The following is an 18,698-nucleotide window of genomic DNA, read 5'->3' on the forward strand; positions in this document are numbered from 1 at the left end:
TGCAAGCCTAAATCTGAAAGCATACATATATGATCTCCCTTAAGTCCTGTACATTATTTTCGTTATCAATTATTGCTTTTGCATGGCATAACAATATTTTAGCACAGGTAAAATCTAAAGAAAAAACTTCTTTCCAGGTTTCAGCACCCTGGAGTGCTGATTATGATGTAAGATCGGATATTGCAATGGTTTATGGTATAAATGATGGCAAAGTGAGTTTCGAAGAACGTGTAAAGGGTTATCGGGATAAAGGCTATGAAGTTCAGTTTATGACCGGTATTGCCTGGGGACAGTACAAAGATTATTTCCTGGGCGAATGGGATGGTAAAAACCATCTGGACGAAGGTCAGGTGATGCAGAATGGTGAAACCATCTGGCATGGGAATAATGTTCCTTATACTGTTCCATCGGCAAGCTACCTTGATTATATGAAAACCCATGTAAAAAGGGCAATTGATGCAGGAGTAAGCGCAATTTACCTGGAAGAACCTGAGTTTTGGGCAAGGGCAGGTTACGGTGAGGCTTTCAAAAAAGAATGGCAAAAATTTTATGGTTCCCCCTGGATGCCGCAACACGAGTCGCCGGAAGCAACTTATCTTTCTTCTAAATTAAAGTATCAGCTTTATTTTAATGCCTTAAAAGAGGTTTTTAGCTATGTTAAAAGTTATAGCTTAAGTAAGGGCAAACGCGTTAAATGTTACGTGCCTACGCATTCGCTGCTCAATTATTCGTCCTGGCATATTGTAAGTCCGGAAGCCAGTTTGGCCAATCTTGATGGTATGGATGGTTATATTGCCCAGGTATGGACAGGTACTTCCCGTGAGCCTGTTTTCTATAATGGAAAAAGTAAAGAACGGGTATTTGAAAATGCCTTTCTCGAATATGGATCGATGGTTTCTATGACGGCGCCTACTGGAAGGAAAATATTCTTTTTAACTGATCCGATAGAGGATAGGGCAAGATCATGGGACGATTATAAAGTAAACTATCAGGCAACCTTTACCGCAGAATTATTGTATCCTATGGTTGATAATTATGAGGTAATGCCCTGGCCAAACCGCATTTATAAAGGCAAGTTTGTGGTTGAAGGCATGAAAGAAAAACAACCAATTTCGCCGGATTATGCCACACAGATGCAGGTAATGGTGAATTCGCTTAATCAGATGCCTTTGTCGAAAAATAAATTGAACGGTAGTCAGGGGATAGGGGTTTTGCTATCAAACTCTTTAATGTTCCAGAATTTTCCAACACATCAGGGCTATAGCGATCCCTATCTTTCCAATACTTACGGCCTGGCTGTTCCATTACTGAAACATGGCATTCCGGTAGAAACCGTGCACATCGAAAACCTCGCCAATAAGAATACATTAAAAGACATCAGGGTTTTAATCATGAGTTATTCGAACATGAAACCTTTAAATGCCGAATATCATGAATTGTTGACAAAATGGATTAAAAATGGGGGAGTGCTTTTATATTTCGGAAGAGATGATGATCCATTCCAGAACATTAAAGAGTGGTGGAATACAAACGGAAATACTTTCAAGGCTCCATCCGAACATCTTTTTGGTTTGCTGGGTATAAACCCAAAATCCACCGATTCGGCCTATAAAGTGGGTAACGGTAAAGTATATGTGGTGAGGAAAGATCCGAAAGAACTGATTATGAAAGCCAATGGTGATGCAGATTTTATCTCAACGCTCAAAACCGCTTACGAAGCTGATGCAAAAGCCGGGGAACTGATCATCAAAAACAATTTTGTATTAAACCGCGGGCCTTTTGTTATCGCTGCTGTGGTTGATGAAAGTCCAAGCAAAGAACCATTAACACTCTCCGGAAGTTATATCGATCTTTTCAATCCCGAATTGCCAATATTAAATCAGAAAGTAGTTGAGCCAAAAACACAGGCTTATCTTTTCGATCTCAATAAAATTGAAAATAAAAATAAACCGCAGGTTTTAGCCGCGGCCTCGAGGGTAACGAATGAGGTTACGGATAAAAATGGATATCGTTTTATCGCGAAAAGTCCAGCCAACACCAATAACGTCATGCGGATTCTATTGCCCGCAAAACCGGTAAGCATTACCGCAAAAACCAATGGGAAAGATTTAGTGCTCACCAAAAATGAGTGGGATGATCAATCGAAAACATTGCTTTTGGGATTCGAAAATTATAGCGAAGGTGTATCCGTAAACATCAGCTTAAAATAATAAACACACACACACAAAATGAAACTTAAATTAATCACATCAATTTTATTCTGCATTGCCGCCAAAGGGTTATTGGCGCAGCAGAAGGATTGGGTTCACTATGTTAACACCCTCCAGGGAACCAATTCCAAACACGAACTTACACGGGGGAATACCTATCCCACAACAGCATTACCTTTTGGTATGCATACCTGGACTCCACAAACAGGTAGAAACGGTGATGGCTGGAAATATCAATATTTTAAAGATAAAATCAGAGGCTTTCAGCAGGCACATCAATGCAGTTCATGGACAAGGGATTACGCCGTATTTTCTTTAATGCCTATGGTTGATGAACTGATCGTAGATGAAAATCAGCGTGAAGCAAAATTTAGCCATAAAGATGAAATTGCGAAGCCAAATTATTACAAGGTAACATTCGAAAACGAAATCACCACAGAAATTTCGCCGTCAGAACGAGGTGCGCACCTCCGGTTTAGTTATCCAAAAGGTAAAAGAAGCTTTCTGATATTAGATGGTTATACCCGGTTGAGCGGCATTCAGATCTATCCAAAGGATAATAAAATAACCGGCTGGGTAAACAATGGTGAAGGCTTTAAAAGAGGCTGGAAAAGTTATTTCGTCATTCAGTTCGATCAGCCCATCAAATCTTATGGTACCTGGGAAAATAAGCGCAATACGGTAAATAAAGATTCGATAGCAGCCGAAGGATTGGGAAAAGGTGCATTTGTACAGTTTGAATCAGGATCAAAAGTTCAGGTTAAAACGGCTTCCTCTTACATCAGTTTGAAACAGGCTGAACTGAATTTAAAAAGAGAACTGGGCAATGATAAAACTTTAGAAGATACCAAAGCCAATGCAGCTGCAGTATGGAATAAATCGTTGGGTAAGGTAGAAGTAGAAGGCGGTTCTAAAGCCGATATGGAAACTTTTTATTCGTGCTTTTTCAGGGCAAGTTTGTTCTCCAGGAAGTTTTATGAAATTAACGAAGCCGGAAAACCCTATTATTTTAGCCCTTATGATGGTAAGGTTCATGAAGGATACATGTTTACCGATACTGGTTTTTGGGATACTTTTCGTGCACAGTTTCCATTAAATACATTGGTACAGCCCGAAATGCATGGCCGTTATATGCAGGCTATGCTTGATGCTTACGAACAATGTGGGTGGTTGCCTTCCTGGTCGTTTCCGAGCGAAGCCGGAAGTATGATCGGTAACCATGCCATTTCTTTATTGACAGATGCCTGGGCAAAAGGAATTAAAACCTTCGATCCGAAAAAGGCGTTGGATGCTTATTACCATGAAGCCATGAACAAAGGGCCATGGGGCCCTGCAAACGGCAGGGATGGGGTAACTGAATATAACCAACTGGGCTACGTTCCCTATCCAAAATATAGAGAAGCTACCGCTAAAACGTTGGAATATGCTTATGATGATTATTGTGCCTACCAATTGGCCAAAATGATCGGCGACAAACATTATATGGAGGTTTTCGAAAAACCGATGTACAATTATAGGAATGTTTACGATCCGGGTACGCGGTTTATGAGGGGCAAAAATGTTGAGGGCAAATGGTCAGCAAATTTCGACCCAACCGAATGGGGGGGACCTTTTACCGAAGGCAATGCCTGGCACTGGCAGTGGTCGGTTTTTCAGGATACCAAAGGGCTGATTAACCTAATGGGTGGAAACAACAATTTTACCGCAAAGCTTGATTCTGTTTTTACCCAACCCAATAAAGTAAATGTAGGTTCGTACGGTGGGATGATCCATGAAATGACAGAAATGGTAATGGCCAATATGGGGCAATATGCACACGGAAACCAGCCCATACAACACATGGTGTATTTATATAATTATGCCAACCAGCCATGGAAAGCGCAGTTTCATGCCCGTGAGGTGATGCATAAATTGTATGATGCCACTGAAAATGGTTATCCCGGTGATGAAGATCAGGGACAGACCTCTTCCTGGTATGTATTGAGTGCATTAGGATTTTATAGTGTTACACCAGGTACCGGAGAGTATGTTATAGGCAGTCCGGTTTTTAAAAAAACCACTATCAATTTAGAAAACGGTAAAAAATTCGTGATCGAGGCACCAGCAAATGATCAGAACCACGTTTATATTAAATCGGCTACTTTAAACGGAAAAATTTTTACTAAAAACTTTATAAACCATAGCGATTTGCTAAATGGTGGCACATTAAAATTAGAAATGAGTGTTAAACCTTCGTTAAATAGGGGGATTTTGGAAGATGATAAACCGTTTTCACTCAGTAAATAGATATTGAATCGCTACTTTTGGCGGATTAATTCAAATGAATAAAGAAATAGATAACAGAAATATAGATATAGAATGGAAAAGCCTGTTGCATTAGGTGTAGATATTGGCGGCTCGCACATTACAGCCGCATTGGTGGATTTAGAAACAAGAACTTTGGTGAAGGATTCTATCAAGCGTAGCCCTGTGAATTCACAGGAGAATAAAGAAGTGATTTTATCGGCCTGGTGCGATATTATTAATAAAGCTTTCCAAAACATAAAAAACGGTTCTAGAAATGTTGGCATTGCTATGCCTGGCCCGTTTAATTATGACGCAGGGATTTCTTTGATTAAAGACCAGGATAAGTTTAAATCGCTATATCAGGTGAATGTTAAGGAGGAATTATCGAAACGTTTAGATATTCCTGCAGAAAATATTCATTTTATAAATGATGCCGCTGGATTTTTACAGGGAGAGGTTTTTGCCGGAGCTGCAAAGGGAAATACAAACGTATTGGGTTTAACCCTTGGTACAGGACTTGGATCTTCATTGTGCTTAAATTATAAAGCCTTCGACGCAGACCTTTGGAGTTCAGAATTTTTAGGCGGAATTGCCGAAGATTACTTATCTACGCGCTGGTTCGTAAAACGTTTTAAGCAACTTAGCGGTAAAGATGTTGATGGCGTTAAAGAGCTGGTGGCAATTGTAGAAACAGATCATTTTGCAACTATGGTTTTTATGGAATTCGGTTATAACCTTGCGCAATTTTTAATCCCCATTATTAAAAAACATAAAATTGATACCGTAATTGTGGGTGGCAATATTGCACAGTCTTTTAGTGCATTCGCCCCCGAATTAATTGCAACCCTTAAAGGCAATGGAATAGCTACTGAAATTAAAATTTCTGAATTAAAAGAACATGCTGCATTAATTGGTGCTGCCAGCTGTTGTGATTTAAGTTTAACCTGATTTAATGATGGGCTGCAGGAAATGATTTAAGCAAATTATTCTCTGCAGTCCATCCCTTCTTTATCTTTCTCCATAATATAGCTCGTTTTTTCAGGGCAATTTTCTTTATCACAGGTTTATTTTTAATTATTTCTCTTTTTTGCATTGGTTTATCAAAAAAATGGAATTAATTTTTCATTTGCGATATTATGCTTATTATTGCTTAATAAAACGTTTTAGTTAAGCATTAAAATCACTTTGGAAGTTTAACAATAAAATATCCAAATAAATACACACCAACAAACCATGATCAAGAAGTTTTTAATAATCGCGTTACTGGCAAGTTCTATAAGTACTTTTGCGCAGAACAAAGGTTATGAATTAACCATCAGTGATGAAAGCAATATTGCCGATGCCATAACCAAAGCCAAATTAGATACCGCTTTTAACCACGCTTACCCAAAATTTGCCATTGCCGATGGGTATCGTACCAAGAGAAAGGCAACGCTAACATTTGCCAATAGCGAAACCGAGACCATTAAAGCTAAAGCGGGAGAAATTAAGGTAAACAGCGATTGGGTAAAAGGTAAGTCACAATCCAGGCTCGATAAAGAACTATTTACGGCACTTTCTAAAAACTGGGTTTCTTACAGCAAAGAAAAGCATAAAGGTTACGAGTTGACCTTTATCAGTAAGGATCCCGGTTTAGATCCAGCCGTTAGAAAGAACCTGATCGCCACTTATTTTGAAATTTACCCAACACTGGTAAAAACATTTAATGATAAATCAACACACGATGTTTTATTTGTTGTGGATACCGCCTATAAAGCGGTGGCCGAAGCCAGTGGAAACAGAATTCTTTTTAGTGCCGGTTATATGAAAGCACATCCAACGGACATTGATGTGGTAACACACGAAACCATGCACATTGTTCAGGGTTATGGCTATAGCGCTGGTCCGGTATGGCTAACTGAAGGCATTGCCGATTATGTTCGGTATAGGTATGGCGTAGATAATGTAGGATCTAAATGGAGTTTGCCAGCGTATAATGAAAAACAGAGTTACAAAAATAGCTATCGCATTACGGCAAGGTTTTTTGCCTGGTTAGAGCAAAATGTTAAACCGGGCTTAATTGCTACATTAGATCAGCAACTAAGGGCACATCAGTATACCGAACAATCGTGGAGCACTTTAACCGGAAAAACATTGGATCAGCTTTGGGAAGATTATGGTAAAGAGCCATTAAAAGTAACTTTAAAATACAGCAGTAAAAAATAACAGAAAAGGGGCCAGGTTTTATCAGCAGATAGCAAGGTAAACTCGACTTCTCCTTGCGCTTTTGTAAAAATAATCACCATTAAAGTAAAAATTTTGGTCAATTACTAAAACGTTTTACATATTATATTTATTTTGCAGAACTAAACACGCTAACCAAAGTACTAATAACACAGATAAATGAAAAAAATATCTATTCTTTCGATTTTCGTCATGCTTGTTTCCGCTTTTTCAGTGCAGTTAAAAGCACAGGAAATCAGTAAAAAGAACGGTTATACCTTATCGTTCGAGAGTAATTTTGCAGCACTGGATCCGCAATTGAAAAAGCGTTTAATTAAAACCTTTTTCGAGGTTTATCCAAAACTGGCAAAAGAATACAATCCATCAACCATAAAAGAGGTGAAGTTTTTTGTTGATACCGCTTATGATGGCGTTGCTGCAACTGCCGATGGAAAAGTAACCTTCAGTTCCATGTGGATGATTAAACATCCTGAAGATATTGATGTGGTTACCCACGAAGTAATGCACATTGTGCAGGATTATGGCCGGAGCGTTGGTCCGGGCTGGTTAACAGAGGGTATTGCAGATTATGCCCGCTATAAATTTGGCGTAGATAATGAAGGCGCTAAATGGTCGCTACCAGCGCTAAAACAAGATCACAGTTATAAAAATAGCTATCGCATTACGGCAGCATTTTTTGCCTGGATGGAGAAAAGTGTAAAACCGGGGACGATTAAAGCCGTTGATGCCTCTTTAAGAGACCATACCTACACCAAAAATATCTGGGAAAAATTAACAGGTAAAGATTTGGATGCACTTTGGGCAGATTACGTGAAAAATTCGCAAGTTTAGAAAACAATTACAAGCATATAAAAAAACACAAACACAACAAATGAAAAAATTATTTATCGCTTTATTGAGTGTTGCGGCATCAACCAGCTTCGCGCAAACAATAGGCAAAATCACAGATCCTGTAGATTGGATAAACCCTTTAATGGGAACAGCCTCCAAACCTGATCTATCAAATGGGAATACCTACCCGGCAATCGGATTGCCTTGGGGAATGAATATGTGGTCGCCACAAACAGGCAAAAATGGCGATGGATGGGCTTATGTATACAACGCCGATAAAATCCGTGGTTTTAAGCAAACCCACCAACCATCACCCTGGATGAACGATTACGGAGCTTTCTCTATTATGCCTGTTACTGGCAAGTTAAGGTTTACGGATGATGACCGCGCAAGCTGGTTCAGCCATAAAGCAGAAGTATCTAAACCTTATTATTATAGCGTTTATTTAGCCGATGCTGATGTAACTACCGAAATTACCCCAACGGAGCGTGCTGCCCAATTCAGGTTTACTTTCCCTAAAACAGATAGTTCTTATGTGGTAGTAGATGCTCAAAATAAAGGATCGTACATCAAGATCATTCCGGCAGAAAGAAAAATAATCGGTTATACCACTAAGTATGCCCGTGGTCCGTTGCCTAAAAACTTTAGAAATTATTTTGTAATTTATTTCAATAAGGATTTTAAACTGGCTAAAACCTGGGACGATAAAAAGCTTAACGATAAAGATTTAGAGTTAACGGTAGATCATGCAGGAGCGGTGATCGGTTTCGCCACACAAAAAGGTGAGCAGGTAATTGCAAAAGTGGCTTCTTCGTTTATCAGCTTTGAACAAGCGGATTTAAACTTAAAAAAAGAATTGGCTAATGATGGTTTCGATGCAACGAAAGCAAAAGGTAGAGCAATCTGGAACAAAACATTAAGTAAAATTGCAGTTGAAGGTGGTACTATCGATCAAACCCGTACTTTTTACTCTGCAATGTACCGTACTTTGTTCTTTCCGAACAAATTATACGAAATTGATGCACAAAACCAGATTGTACACTGGAGTCCGTATAACGGACAGGTGCTGCCTGGTTATATGTTTGCGGGAACAGGATTCTGGGATACTTTCAGGGCTTTATATCCTTTCTTAAACCTGGTTTATCCATCGATCAACAAGGAGATGCAGCAAGGCCTGATCAATGATTATAAAGAAGGTGGTTGGTTGCCAGAATGGAGCAGCCCGGGTTATGCCAACATTATGGTGGGTAACAACTCTGCATCTGTAGTTTCTGATGCTTACATTAAAGGTATGCGTGGCTACGACATCGAAACCTTGTGGCAAGCGGTAAAACATGGCGCTAACAATGAAGGCCCAATGGAAGCTGTTGGCCGCGATGGAGTTAAATATTACAACGATTTAGGTTATGTACCTTTCGATGTGAAAAAGAACGAAAATGCCGCTAAAACCCTGGAGTATTCTTATGATGACTTCACCATTTATCAATTGGGAAGAGCTTTGGGTAAACCTGCATCAGAAATCGATATTTACAAGAAAAGAGCCATGAACTACAAGAATCTTTTCGATCCTTCTTCTGGTTTAATGCGTGGTAAAAATCAGGATGGAACTTTCCAAAGCCCATTCAGTCCATTTAAATGGGGTGGCGCATTTACCGAAGGCAACAGCTGGCACTATACCTGGTCGGTCTTTCAAGATGTTGATGGTTTAGCCAAATTAATGGGTGGCCATAGTAAATTTGTAACCAAATTGGATTCGGTTTTCTCTATGCCTCCGGTATTTGATGAGAGTGCTTATGGCGGTGTGATCCACGAAATCCGCGAAATGCAGATTGCAAATATGGGTCAATATGCACATGGTAACCAACCCATCCAGCACATGATTTATCTGTACAACTATGGTGGTGCTCCTTATAAAACACAATATTGGGTAAGAGAAACCATGAACAGAATGTACAAAGCCACTCCGGATGGTTATTGTGGTGATGAAGATAATGGCCAAACTTCTGCCTGGTATGTTTTCTCTGCAATGGGTTTCTATCCGGTAACACCAGCTGTAGATCAGTATGTGCTGGGTGCTCCTTTGTTTAAAAAGGTAACTGTTACTTTAGAAAATGGTAAAACAGTTGTGATCAATGCAGCAGCAAATAGCGATAATAACCGTTATGTACAATCATTGCAGATCAATGGTAAACCGTATTCTAAAAACTGGATCAGCCACAGCGGTTTACAAAAAGGTGCGGTGTTAAATTTTAACATGACGGCAACACCAAACAAGACCAGAGGTTCAAATCCGGCTGATTTCCCTTATTCATTATCAACAGAAAAATAGATAAACAATATCCATCGGAGGGAGCAGTTTCTCCGATGGATTTTTATAGTAATAATTGATCCTTAAGTTGGACCAAAACTAACAAACCAAATATATGAACATCAACGTCTCGAAGACGGGCTTTACGGCCATAGTCTGGCTTTGCGGAACCCTGCTGGCATTTGGCCAGCGAATTGATCTCAAAGATCTTTCTGCCTTCAAAAATCCTTCAAATTCATGGTCATTGGCACAAAATGTAGTAGCCGATTTAAACGCCGAAAATGTTTTAAAAGTAACTAAGGGCGAAGGAATATTAGTGAACCAGTCTACAGCAAAAAAGGCTGGTGCCGATTTATACACTGCCAACGAATATGGCGACGTATCAGTTGAATTAGATTATCTTACCGCAAAAGGTTCAAATTCTGGTATTTATCTTCAGGGTAATTACGAAATTCAGATTGATGATGCCTGGGGATTAAAAAATCCAAGTTCATCAAACAATGGTGGGATTTACCAGCGTTGGGATGATAGCAAACCAGAAGCCGAAAAAGGCTTTGGTGGTGTTGCACCCCGTCAAAACGCTAGTAAAGCCCCGGGTTTATGGCAACACATTAAAATTATCTTTCAGGCGCCAAAATTTGATGCCTCTGGAACGAAAACCCAAAATGCTAAAATCATCAGTATCGAATTAAATGGTGTATTAATCCATGAAAATGTGGAACTTTTTGGTGCTACAAGAGGAGCTGCTGGTGCTGAAAAAGCAAAGGGACCTTTACGTTTACAGGGCGATCATGGTTCGGTAGCTTTTAGAAATATCGAAATTAAAGAATTATCAGAAATCCCACGATCAAACCAGAACGGTGATGCAGATCCAATTTATATCGAAGCAGCAAGTAACAACATGATCAGAAGTTTTGTTGATGTGGCACCAAGGGTACGTTCGGTACACGCCATTTCGGTAGGTGGTCCAGAAAAAGTGGCTTATAGCTACGATTTAGATAATGGAACCTTATTACAAGGTTGGCATGGTGATTTTATCGATGCTACGCCAATGTGGGATGGCCGCGGAAACGGAACTTCGCGTGCATTGGGCAGTGTTACCCGTTTCACCCAAAAACCAATCCTGGCCATTGCAAAATTGGCGAACGATCAGGCTAAATGGGTTGCTGATACTATTGGTACTGGTTTTAGAACCAAAGGTTATGTTATGGATAAACAGGACCGTCCGGAATTTAAGTATATCATCAATGGAACAAATGTGACTGATGCTGTTAAAATCATGGAAAATGGACAAGGTTTAACCAGAGAGATTGCTGTTGATAAACCATCAAAAGATTTGTATTTCCTATTGGCAACTGCTTCTAATATCGAGGAAGTAGCTAAAGGTTTGTACCTGATTGATGATAAAGCTTACTATATCCAGCTGGCTGAGGGATCTGCGAAACCAGTGATCAGGGATGTTGATGGTAAGAAAGAAATTATTGTAGCTATAGGAACTAAGTTAAATTATACCATTTTGTTTTAATTGAAATGACAATGAGAAATACATTTAAAAAATTAGCAATACTGGCATTAAGTTTTAGCTTTACTACAGTTTTTGCACAGGAAACCCCGAAAGAAGAAGATTTTTTCAGAATAAATAAAGTACGCGTGCCCGAAGGCCCGATTTTAGAGGTTGGCGGTTTAATTACTTTGCCAAATGGCGATTTAGGTGTTTCTACCCGTAGAGGAGAAGTGTTTATTGTAGAAAACCCAACCAGTGCCAAGCCTTACTGGCGCAGGTTTGCTTATGGCTTACATGAAATTTTGGGCATCGCTTATAAAAACGGAGCAATATATGTTGCACAACGTGGCGAACTAACCAAGCTGGTAGATAAAGACCAGGATGGCAAAGCCGATGTGTACGAAACCATATACGCCTGGCCTTTAAGCGGTCACTACCACGAATACAGTTTCGGCCCGAAATTAATGGCTGATGGTACCTTTATGGTTACCGGAAATGTGGCCTTTGGTGATGAAGAATGGTGGCGCGCCGAAAGCCGTGTACCAATGCGCGGTTGGGCAATGAACATTACCGAAGACGGGAAAATGAGTCCATATGCAGCAGGTTTCCGCTCGCCGGCAGGGATCGGAAGCATTGATGGCAAGTTTTATTATACCGAAAACCAGGGCGACTGGGTAGGTTCAGGTGGTTTATGGAAAGTAAACAAAGGCGATTTTATGGGGCATCCGGCTAGTTTAAGGTGGACTAACCTGCCTAATTCTCCGGTTAAACTACAATCCGATTTCTTCTATTCGCAAATGGACGAACGCCGTATTAAAAACGAACAAGGCAGATACATTAAACCAGAAAACAGGGTAAACGAAAAATTTAAAACTTTATTCGAGATGAAAAAAGTGTTTCCTGAACTGCGTTTGCCATCGGTTTGGTTGCCTTATGGAATTTTGGGTATCTCTTCTGCTGAGCCTGTTAAAATTCCTGCCAATACATTTGGTCCGTTTGCCGGTCAGATTTTGGTTGGCGATCAGGGAATGAGTATCATTTCGAGGATCTTTTTGGAAACCGTAAAAGGTGAGGAACAAGGTGCAGCTTTCCTTTTCCGCAAAGGCTTCCGTTCCGGGGTATTAAGACTGGAATGGGGTACTGATGGCTCATTGTTTGTTGGAGAAACCAACCGTGGCTGGGGTTCTGCAGGTGATGCAAACGAAGGCTTGGAAAGATTGGTATACAACAATAAAATACCTTTCGAAATGAAAGCCGTAAGGGCAATGCCTGATGGTTTTGAAGTAGAGTTTACCATGCCTGTTGACCGTAAATCGGCCGAAGATTTAGCTTCGTATAATGCCGAGAGTTTCATTTATAAATATCATCCAGTTTATGGCTCACCACCTGTAAATACCGAGAAATTGAAAATCTCTGGTGTTAAAGTTTCAGCAGATGGATTAAAAGCCAGGATTATCGTATCGAACCTTCGTCAATATTATATCCACACCTTAACCTTAGATGGTCTAAGGTCTAAGGATGGTTTTTATTCTTTGGTTCATCCGGTAGCTTATTATACACTGAATCAGATTCCTGATGGAAATAAACTTTCTGCGAGTGAAGTAAGCACTAAAAACTCTGCCGAAACACCAGCAGCACCAGCGAAGAAAACAATATCACCAAAAGGAACAAGCAGCAAAGCACCAGAGTCAAAAGGAACAGCAGCAAAAGAGGCTAAACCTGCTTCAACTGCAACAGCAAAAGCACCTACTTTTAAAGAAGTGGAGGGTTTGCTTACCAAAAACACCTGTTTGGCCTGCCATAATCAGACCAAAAGACAAATTGGTCCACCCTTCGCAGAAATTGCAAAACGTAAATATTCACCCGAGAAAATATTTCAGCTGATCCATAATCCACAGCCTCAAAACTGGCCGGGTTACTCAACAGAAATGCCTCCAATGCCTCAGGTAACCAAAGCAGAAGCTTTAAAAATTGCAGGCTGGATAAATTCCTTAAGTAAATAATTTAGAAAGTTATTACGGAACGGTTGGTAGAAATACCAGCCGTTTTTAATTTTACAAGAAAAACGATGAAAAGAAGTTTACTGTTAATAAGCCTGTTCTTATTAACCAGCTTTGCAGTGAATGCACAGCAGAATAAAATATCAGGAACCATCAAAGACGATAAAAATCAATCTATTGCCAATGTAACCGTTCAGATATTAAATACCAATTTATCTACCCTGAGTAAAGCAAACGGAGATTTCGAAATTATAAATGTTGGAACCGGAAAATTAACCTTAAGATTTAGTGCCATTGGTTATGCCACCTCCATTAAAACCACTAACAATAATCAAACCCTTAATATTGTTTTAGCAGAAACCAATTCAAAATTGGATGAGGTAACTGTTTCTGCACAAAAAACAGAAGAAAATGTACAGGACGTGCCCGCCAGTATCACAACGTTTTCTGGCGCTAAAATAAGCGATTACCGGATTCAGAATACAAGAGATTTAGCTTCCCTGGTTCCCAACTTATACAGCAGCAATCCTGGTGATGGAAGAAATGTGACTTCGATCCGGGGAATAGGAACCACCTCTTACGATCCTGCCATTGCTACATATATCGATGGGGTAAACCAATTCGGTTTGGATACTTATATTTCTTCTCTATTCGATGTAGAAAGGATTGAAGTCCTCCGCGGCCCACAAGGAACTTTGTATGGGCGAAATGCAATGGGCGGGGTAATCAATATTATCACTAAACAGCCGGCCAACAGCACTAGCGGTTTTGCGGGCATCGACGTAGGCAACTATGGTCAGCAACGTTATAGCCTGGGTATTCGCACCGCATTAATCAAAAATAAATTGTTCTTTGGTGCCGCTGGTTTATATAACAAACAAAATGGCTTTTACACCAATACATTTAACGATACAAAATTTGATAAACTACATGGCTTTTTGGGAAATTACTATCTGAAGTTTTTGGCTTCATCAAAATTTGCAATCACCTTAAATGTGAAACACAATGAAAACAGAAATAACGGAACGTTTCCTCTAACAGGCTCGGTAGATGAAGCGCTGGCCAATCCATTTCAACTCAGCCAAAATTCGACAACAGAAATGGTTGATAATCTGTTCAACGCATCATTATCTGCAAATTATACCGGAAACGGTTTTAACTTCACCTCCCAAACGGCTTATCAGTCTAATTACAGGTATTATAAAAGCCCGATCGATGGCGATTTTTCTCCAGCCGATATCGTATCTATTGTGAACAATTATGATAAAGATTGGAACAAAGTTAAAGTATATACACAGGAATTTAAATTCAGCTCGCCAGCTTCAAATGCCTCAAAATTAAATTGGGTAGCGGGTTTGTATGGTTTCTATCAAAAAAATCCGGTAAAACAAGGCTCCTATTTTGGTGCTGATGGTGCTGTTTATGGTGCGGAACCCTTTACCACGGCTGTAAATATCAACGATGGAAAAGGAGCTGGTTTTGCGGCTTTCGGACAGCTTTCTTATCAAATAACAGAACAATTAACGGCTACTGCAGGTTTGCGGTATGATTACGAACACAAAAGATTACTGGCTTCTGGCGAATATTTAATTCCAACCCTCGATCCAATTATTACACAAGGTGATACTTTGGCTAAAGCTAATTTTCATGCCATTTCGCCAAAGCTGAGTCTGGCTTATGCCATTGCCGATAACAATAATATTTATGCAACTTATAGTCGTGGCTACCGTGCCGGAGGCATTACCCAATTGGCTTCCGATCCTACAAGCAAACCACTCGATACTTACAAGCCAGAGTACAGTAACAATTTTGAGGTCGGAACAAAAAACACATTTTTCGATCAACGCTTGAGTGCGAATATTGCGGCGTTTTATGTCAACATTACCGATGCTCAGATTCCGGTATTGATTTTACCCGATGCTTTAACTACTACCCGGAATGCGGGTAAACTGGTTAGTAAAGGGATAGAACTGGAACTTTCTGCCCGCCCTGTAAAAGGTTTAAGCGTTGATTATAATTTTGGTTATACCGATGCGAGTTACAAATCTTTAAAGGTATCAAAAGGAGGGGAGACTGTTGATTTAACAGGAAATAAACAAATTTACACACCAGAAAGCACTTCGATGCTTGCCTTGCAGTATAGTTATGAAGTTGATAAACACTCAAAATTGAATGCCATTGCCCGTGTTGAGTGGCTGTTTACCGGAAATCAGTTTTACGATTTAAGTAACCAGATCCAACAAAAAGGCTATAATGTTTATCATGCAAAATTGGGTTTCTCTGCCCAGAAATTCGATCTGTTTTTCTGGGGAAGAAATTTATCCAACAAAACCTATATCGATTATGCTTACGATTTTGGAGCCGCTCATTTGGGGAATCCAAAAAGTTATGGGATAAGTTTGGTTGGGAGGTTCTAGTACCGTGATCCGTCATGGTGGATTATCGTCATTTCGACTGAGGCACAGCGGAATGAAGAAATCTACCAGTTTCCGCATCAGTTTAATCCTTCGACTACGCTCAGGATGACAACACGAAGAAGAAAATAAATACAAAAGAAATGGGGATTCCACTAGTGCAGAATCCCCATCATCTAAATTAACGCTCTCATATACATAAACGCTATAAAACGGATTTATTGCGTAGGTAGCTAATTTTTTTTCGTTTTTGGATATTTATCATTTAAACCTATTTTTACCTTATGGCTACGATAGATCAAACCCAACAAGATGCTGAAAAACTGGCGGCCGCCCTGGCTGCAGTAAAGTTTGTGAATGACGGCGATGTTGTGGGCCTGGGTACAGGATCTACCACTACCTTTGCCATTAAAGAATTAGGTAAGCAGGTTAAAGATGGTCTAAAAATAACTGCTGCGGCAAGTTCCATCCGTACAGAAGAACTTGCCAAATCATTGGGTATTCAGATTCTTGATCTTGGTAGTTTAAGTCATATCGATATTAGTATCGATGGAGCCGATGAATTTACAGAAACTCTGGACCTGATTAAAGGTGGTGGCGGAGCATTGTTTAGGGAAAAGATAATTGCCTCCCTAAGTGAAAATGCCATTATCATCACCGATGCTTCTAAAAAAGTAAAAAAACTGGGTGCTTTTACCGTTCCTGTTGAAGTTATTCCTTTGGCCTATCAGTATGTGTCTGATCAAATCGATAAACTGGGAGGAATAGGGGTATTGCGATCAGTTGGAGGGAAGTCGTATATTACCGATAATGGAAACCTGATTATCGATGCTGATTTTGGATTAATAAACGATCCTGCAAAGCTATCTTCCGATCTCAATCAGATTAATGGTTTGTTGGCTCATGGTCTGTTCGTAAACATCACTTCGAAGGTTATTATGAGCGAGGGGACTGATATCATCATTTTCGAATAATAATTAGTTCTCTGGTCATTAGTCATTGGTTCAGTTGTACGCCTCACGGCGTCGCAGCTCGCTAATCTATTTAACCCACAATTTAACGTGTCTTTGTACCCTGGCGGTAACTGACCGGAATTATTTCACCGACAATTTCATAGGTTCTTATATCCCCTAAAATTTTTTACCGACGGTTTTGTTTCACTCACCGATAAAACCTCCCAACTAGGAGAAAAGCCATTCCCTTGCAGTGGTTTCTGTGCTACATTTGATTCATAAAACAAAACGGTCATGGAAAATTTCATCAAAAAAAATCACGCAGATAAACAATTCGGTTTAGGTATTTTAATCATCGTAATCGGTTCGGTATTCTTATTGAGAAACTCAGGAATCGATGTTCCACATTGGATTTTAAAATGGCATACCATTATGTTAGGTATAGGTTTATGGATGGGTTACCGTAAAAATTTCCAGGGAAGCAGCTGGTTGGCATTAACCATAATCGGTGGATTATTTACCCTTAAAGCGATCAGCATTTTTGATTTCGATTTATCAAGGATAAGTACAGCCTTAGTATTAATCGGATTAGGATTGTATGTTATTCTAAAACCTAAAAAGGTTCAAAATTTCGATCCGTATTTTGAAAAGAAACCAGTTGATTTTACTGAGAAAGAAGGCTAAAATTCTTAACTCCATCATATATTTTAAAAAGAGACATTTTCTTAACAGTGTCTCTTTTTTGTGCTTAATAGCAGAGGCACGGAGCCAGCAGTTTTCATGGTCATGCACTTATGCCCTATGATAAAAAAGAAACGGGGATTCCACCCTTAGGCAGTATCCCCGTCATCTAAATTAACGCTCTCACATACATAAACGCTGTAAATGGAATATATTGTGTGGAGTTTAATTTTTTTTATTTTTTCTGCTTAAGCCTGTAATACCGGTACGGCCTTGTGGTATTTGTTCCGGTACTCAATCGGTGTTAAACCGGTAATTTTTTTAAAAACATCCCTGAACGATTTGGTATCCGTGTAACCTACATCGAACATCACCTCGGTAATATTTTTTCTGCTCGATTCGAAACTTCGTTTTGCGGCCTCTATTTTAACTCTTTGGATATACTCGATCACTGTATTTTTGGTGGCACTTTTAAATCTCCTTTCGAAACTTCTTCTGCCCAAAGCCAGCATATCGGCCAATTGATCAACGGTAATCCGATCCTGATAATTGCCATCAATAAATTCCTGTGCTTTTTTGATTTTTGCATCTTCATGCCCTTTTTGCCCCTGAAACATCATAAAAGCCAGTTGGCTTTCACGGTCGATATCAATAGCAAAATATTTTGCGGCTAAAATAGCGGTATCCCGGTCCGTGTGTTTCTCAACCAGGTATAAAAGCAGGTTCCAGTAAGAGTTGGCACCGCCGCTTGAGTATAAGCCTTGGGCATCAGTAATGATACTGCCATCAACCAGTTCAACTTCGGGGAACATTTCTCTAAATTGATTGGCAAACAACCAATGGGTTGAGCATTTCCGGCCATCTAACAAACCAGTTGCGGCCAGTAAAAAAGCACCCATACAGAGCGAAGCCACTTCTGCACCTTTTGCATGTTGTTTGATAATCCATGGCAACAGGTCTTGATTCGCTTCCATCGCATAACCGATATTACCACTAATAGCGGGTACAAAAATAAGATCGGTGTGATCGACCTCGTGGAGCAGCTTATCGGCGTGTACAGAGAAGAGACTATTGTTTAATCTGACCTCTTTCGTCATGCCCACAAGTTCAACTTTAAAAAGCGGAAGCTTGCCCGATGCCTGTAAAAATTCATTAACAGCGGTAAATAGATAGCGGGGATCTGCAATGGCTTCTATCACGGCAGTCTCTGGAATTAAGATAGATACGTGTTTCATATCTCAAATATAGTAAGGCTATTTGTCGTAAACAACCCCTGCAATTGTCGTTT

Annotated in this window: 13 protein-coding genes; 11 read left to right on the forward strand and 2 right to left on the reverse strand. The window is 39.8% G+C overall.

Features of this window, described 5'->3' with window-relative positions:
• The first annotated feature begins 29 nt into the window (after nucleotides 1–29).
• The 3 genes from AC04Q1_RS15325 to AC04Q1_RS15335 all read left to right on the forward strand — a co-directional run bounded on the left by AC04Q1_RS15325 (nucleotide 30) and on the right by AC04Q1_RS15335 (nucleotide 5,444).
• Nucleotides 30–2,210 carry a hypothetical protein gene (locus AC04Q1_RS15325; RefSeq protein ID WP_478365457.1) on the forward strand — a complete coding sequence of 727 codons (2,181 nt, stop codon included), beginning with the start codon at nucleotides 30–32 and terminating at the stop codon, nucleotides 2,208–2,210.
• A gap of 18 nt (nucleotides 2,211–2,228) precedes the next feature.
• Complete coding sequence (locus AC04Q1_RS15330; RefSeq protein WP_478365458.1) at nucleotides 2,229–4,496, forward strand: GH92 family glycosyl hydrolase; 2,268 nt, start codon at nucleotides 2,229–2,231, stop codon at nucleotides 4,494–4,496.
• Nucleotides 4,497–4,568: 72 nt separating this feature from the next.
• A complete protein-coding gene (locus AC04Q1_RS15335; RefSeq protein WP_478365459.1) occupies nucleotides 4,569–5,444 on the forward strand; it encodes an ROK family protein in 876 nt (291 codons plus the stop codon).
• A 1-nt stretch (nucleotide 5,445) separates the two neighbouring features.
• Here AC04Q1_RS15335 and AC04Q1_RS15340 read toward each other — a convergent pair whose 3' ends face one another.
• Nucleotides 5,446–5,589 carry a hypothetical protein gene (locus AC04Q1_RS15340; protein WP_478365460.1) on the reverse strand — a complete coding sequence of 48 codons (144 nt, stop codon included), beginning with the start codon at nucleotides 5,587–5,589 and terminating at the stop codon, nucleotides 5,446–5,448.
• Between the two features lie 140 nt (nucleotides 5,590–5,729).
• On the opposite strand from AC04Q1_RS15340, the gene AC04Q1_RS15345 reads away from it, so the two are divergent.
• The 8 genes from AC04Q1_RS15345 (at nucleotide 5,730) to AC04Q1_RS15380 (ending at nucleotide 17,413) form a co-directional block, all read left to right on the forward strand.
• Complete coding sequence (locus tag AC04Q1_RS15345; RefSeq protein ID WP_478365461.1) at nucleotides 5,730–6,701, forward strand: basic secretory protein-like protein; 972 nt, start codon at nucleotides 5,730–5,732, stop codon at nucleotides 6,699–6,701.
• Between the two features lie 177 nt (nucleotides 6,702–6,878).
• Entirely contained in the window at nucleotides 6,879–7,550 is a 672-nt protein-coding gene (locus AC04Q1_RS15350; protein ID WP_478365462.1) for a basic secretory protein-like protein, read from the forward strand.
• Between the two features lie 40 nt (nucleotides 7,551–7,590).
• The gene (locus AC04Q1_RS15355) at nucleotides 7,591–9,879 is read left to right on the forward strand and encodes a GH92 family glycosyl hydrolase (protein WP_478365463.1); all 2,289 of its coding nucleotides are present in this window, start codon (nucleotides 7,591–7,593) and stop codon (nucleotides 9,877–9,879) included.
• A 94-nt stretch (nucleotides 9,880–9,973) separates the two neighbouring features.
• Nucleotides 9,974–11,383 (forward strand): 3-keto-disaccharide hydrolase, encoded by a 1,410-nt coding sequence (locus AC04Q1_RS15360; protein WP_478365464.1) that lies wholly within the window; start codon nucleotides 9,974–9,976, stop codon nucleotides 11,381–11,383.
• An 11-nt stretch (nucleotides 11,384–11,394) separates the two neighbouring features.
• Nucleotides 11,395–13,365, forward strand: a complete 1,971-nt coding sequence (locus AC04Q1_RS15365; RefSeq protein ID WP_478365465.1) for a hypothetical protein — start codon at nucleotides 11,395–11,397, stop codon at nucleotides 13,363–13,365.
• Between the two features lie 65 nt (nucleotides 13,366–13,430).
• Nucleotides 13,431–15,779, forward strand: a complete 2,349-nt coding sequence (locus tag AC04Q1_RS15370; protein ID WP_478365466.1) for a TonB-dependent receptor — start codon at nucleotides 13,431–13,433, stop codon at nucleotides 15,777–15,779.
• A gap of 281 nt (nucleotides 15,780–16,060) precedes the next feature.
• Nucleotides 16,061–16,750 (forward strand): ribose-5-phosphate isomerase RpiA, encoded by a 690-nt coding sequence (rpiA, locus tag AC04Q1_RS15375; protein ID WP_478365467.1) that lies wholly within the window; start codon nucleotides 16,061–16,063, stop codon nucleotides 16,748–16,750.
• 273 nt (nucleotides 16,751–17,023) lie between these two features.
• The gene (locus tag AC04Q1_RS15380; RefSeq protein ID WP_478365468.1) at nucleotides 17,024–17,413 is read left to right on the forward strand and encodes a LiaF transmembrane domain-containing protein; all 390 of its coding nucleotides are present in this window, start codon (nucleotides 17,024–17,026) and stop codon (nucleotides 17,411–17,413) included.
• Between the two features lie 245 nt (nucleotides 17,414–17,658).
• Here the strand turns inward: AC04Q1_RS15380 and AC04Q1_RS15385 are convergent, their stop codons facing one another.
• Nucleotides 17,659–18,645 (reverse strand): GlxA family transcriptional regulator, encoded by a 987-nt coding sequence (locus AC04Q1_RS15385; RefSeq protein ID WP_478365469.1) that lies wholly within the window; start codon nucleotides 18,643–18,645, stop codon nucleotides 17,659–17,661.
• Between the last annotated feature and the right edge of the window lie 53 nt (nucleotides 18,646–18,698).

It is taken from the genome of Pedobacter humicola (assembly GCF_056490705.1).

Coding starts and splice junctions, on each gene's coding strand:
- AC04Q1_RS15325 (WP_478365457.1), top strand. CDS start 30: ATGATCTCCCTTAAGTCCTGTACATTATTTTCGTTATCAATTATTGCT.
- AC04Q1_RS15330 (WP_478365458.1), top strand. CDS start 2,229: ATGAAACTTAAATTAATCACATCAATTTTATTCTGCATTGCCGCCAAA.
- AC04Q1_RS15335 (WP_478365459.1), top strand. CDS start 4,569: ATGGAAAAGCCTGTTGCATTAGGTGTAGATATTGGCGGCTCGCACATT.
- AC04Q1_RS15340 (WP_478365460.1), bottom strand. CDS start 5,589: ATGCAAAAAAGAGAAATAATTAAAAATAAACCTGTGATAAAGAAAATT.
- AC04Q1_RS15345 (WP_478365461.1), top strand. CDS start 5,730: ATGATCAAGAAGTTTTTAATAATCGCGTTACTGGCAAGTTCTATAAGT.
- AC04Q1_RS15350 (WP_478365462.1), top strand. CDS start 6,879: ATGAAAAAAATATCTATTCTTTCGATTTTCGTCATGCTTGTTTCCGCT.
- AC04Q1_RS15355 (WP_478365463.1), top strand. CDS start 7,591: ATGAAAAAATTATTTATCGCTTTATTGAGTGTTGCGGCATCAACCAGC.
- AC04Q1_RS15360 (WP_478365464.1), top strand. CDS start 9,974: ATGAACATCAACGTCTCGAAGACGGGCTTTACGGCCATAGTCTGGCTT.
- AC04Q1_RS15365 (WP_478365465.1), top strand. CDS start 11,395: ATGAGAAATACATTTAAAAAATTAGCAATACTGGCATTAAGTTTTAGC.
- AC04Q1_RS15370 (WP_478365466.1), top strand. CDS start 13,431: ATGAAAAGAAGTTTACTGTTAATAAGCCTGTTCTTATTAACCAGCTTT.
- rpiA (WP_478365467.1), top strand. CDS start 16,061: ATGGCTACGATAGATCAAACCCAACAAGATGCTGAAAAACTGGCGGCC.
- AC04Q1_RS15380 (WP_478365468.1), top strand. CDS start 17,024: ATGGAAAATTTCATCAAAAAAAATCACGCAGATAAACAATTCGGTTTA.
- AC04Q1_RS15385 (WP_478365469.1), bottom strand. CDS start 18,645: ATGAAACACGTATCTATCTTAATTCCAGAGACTGCCGTGATAGAAGCC.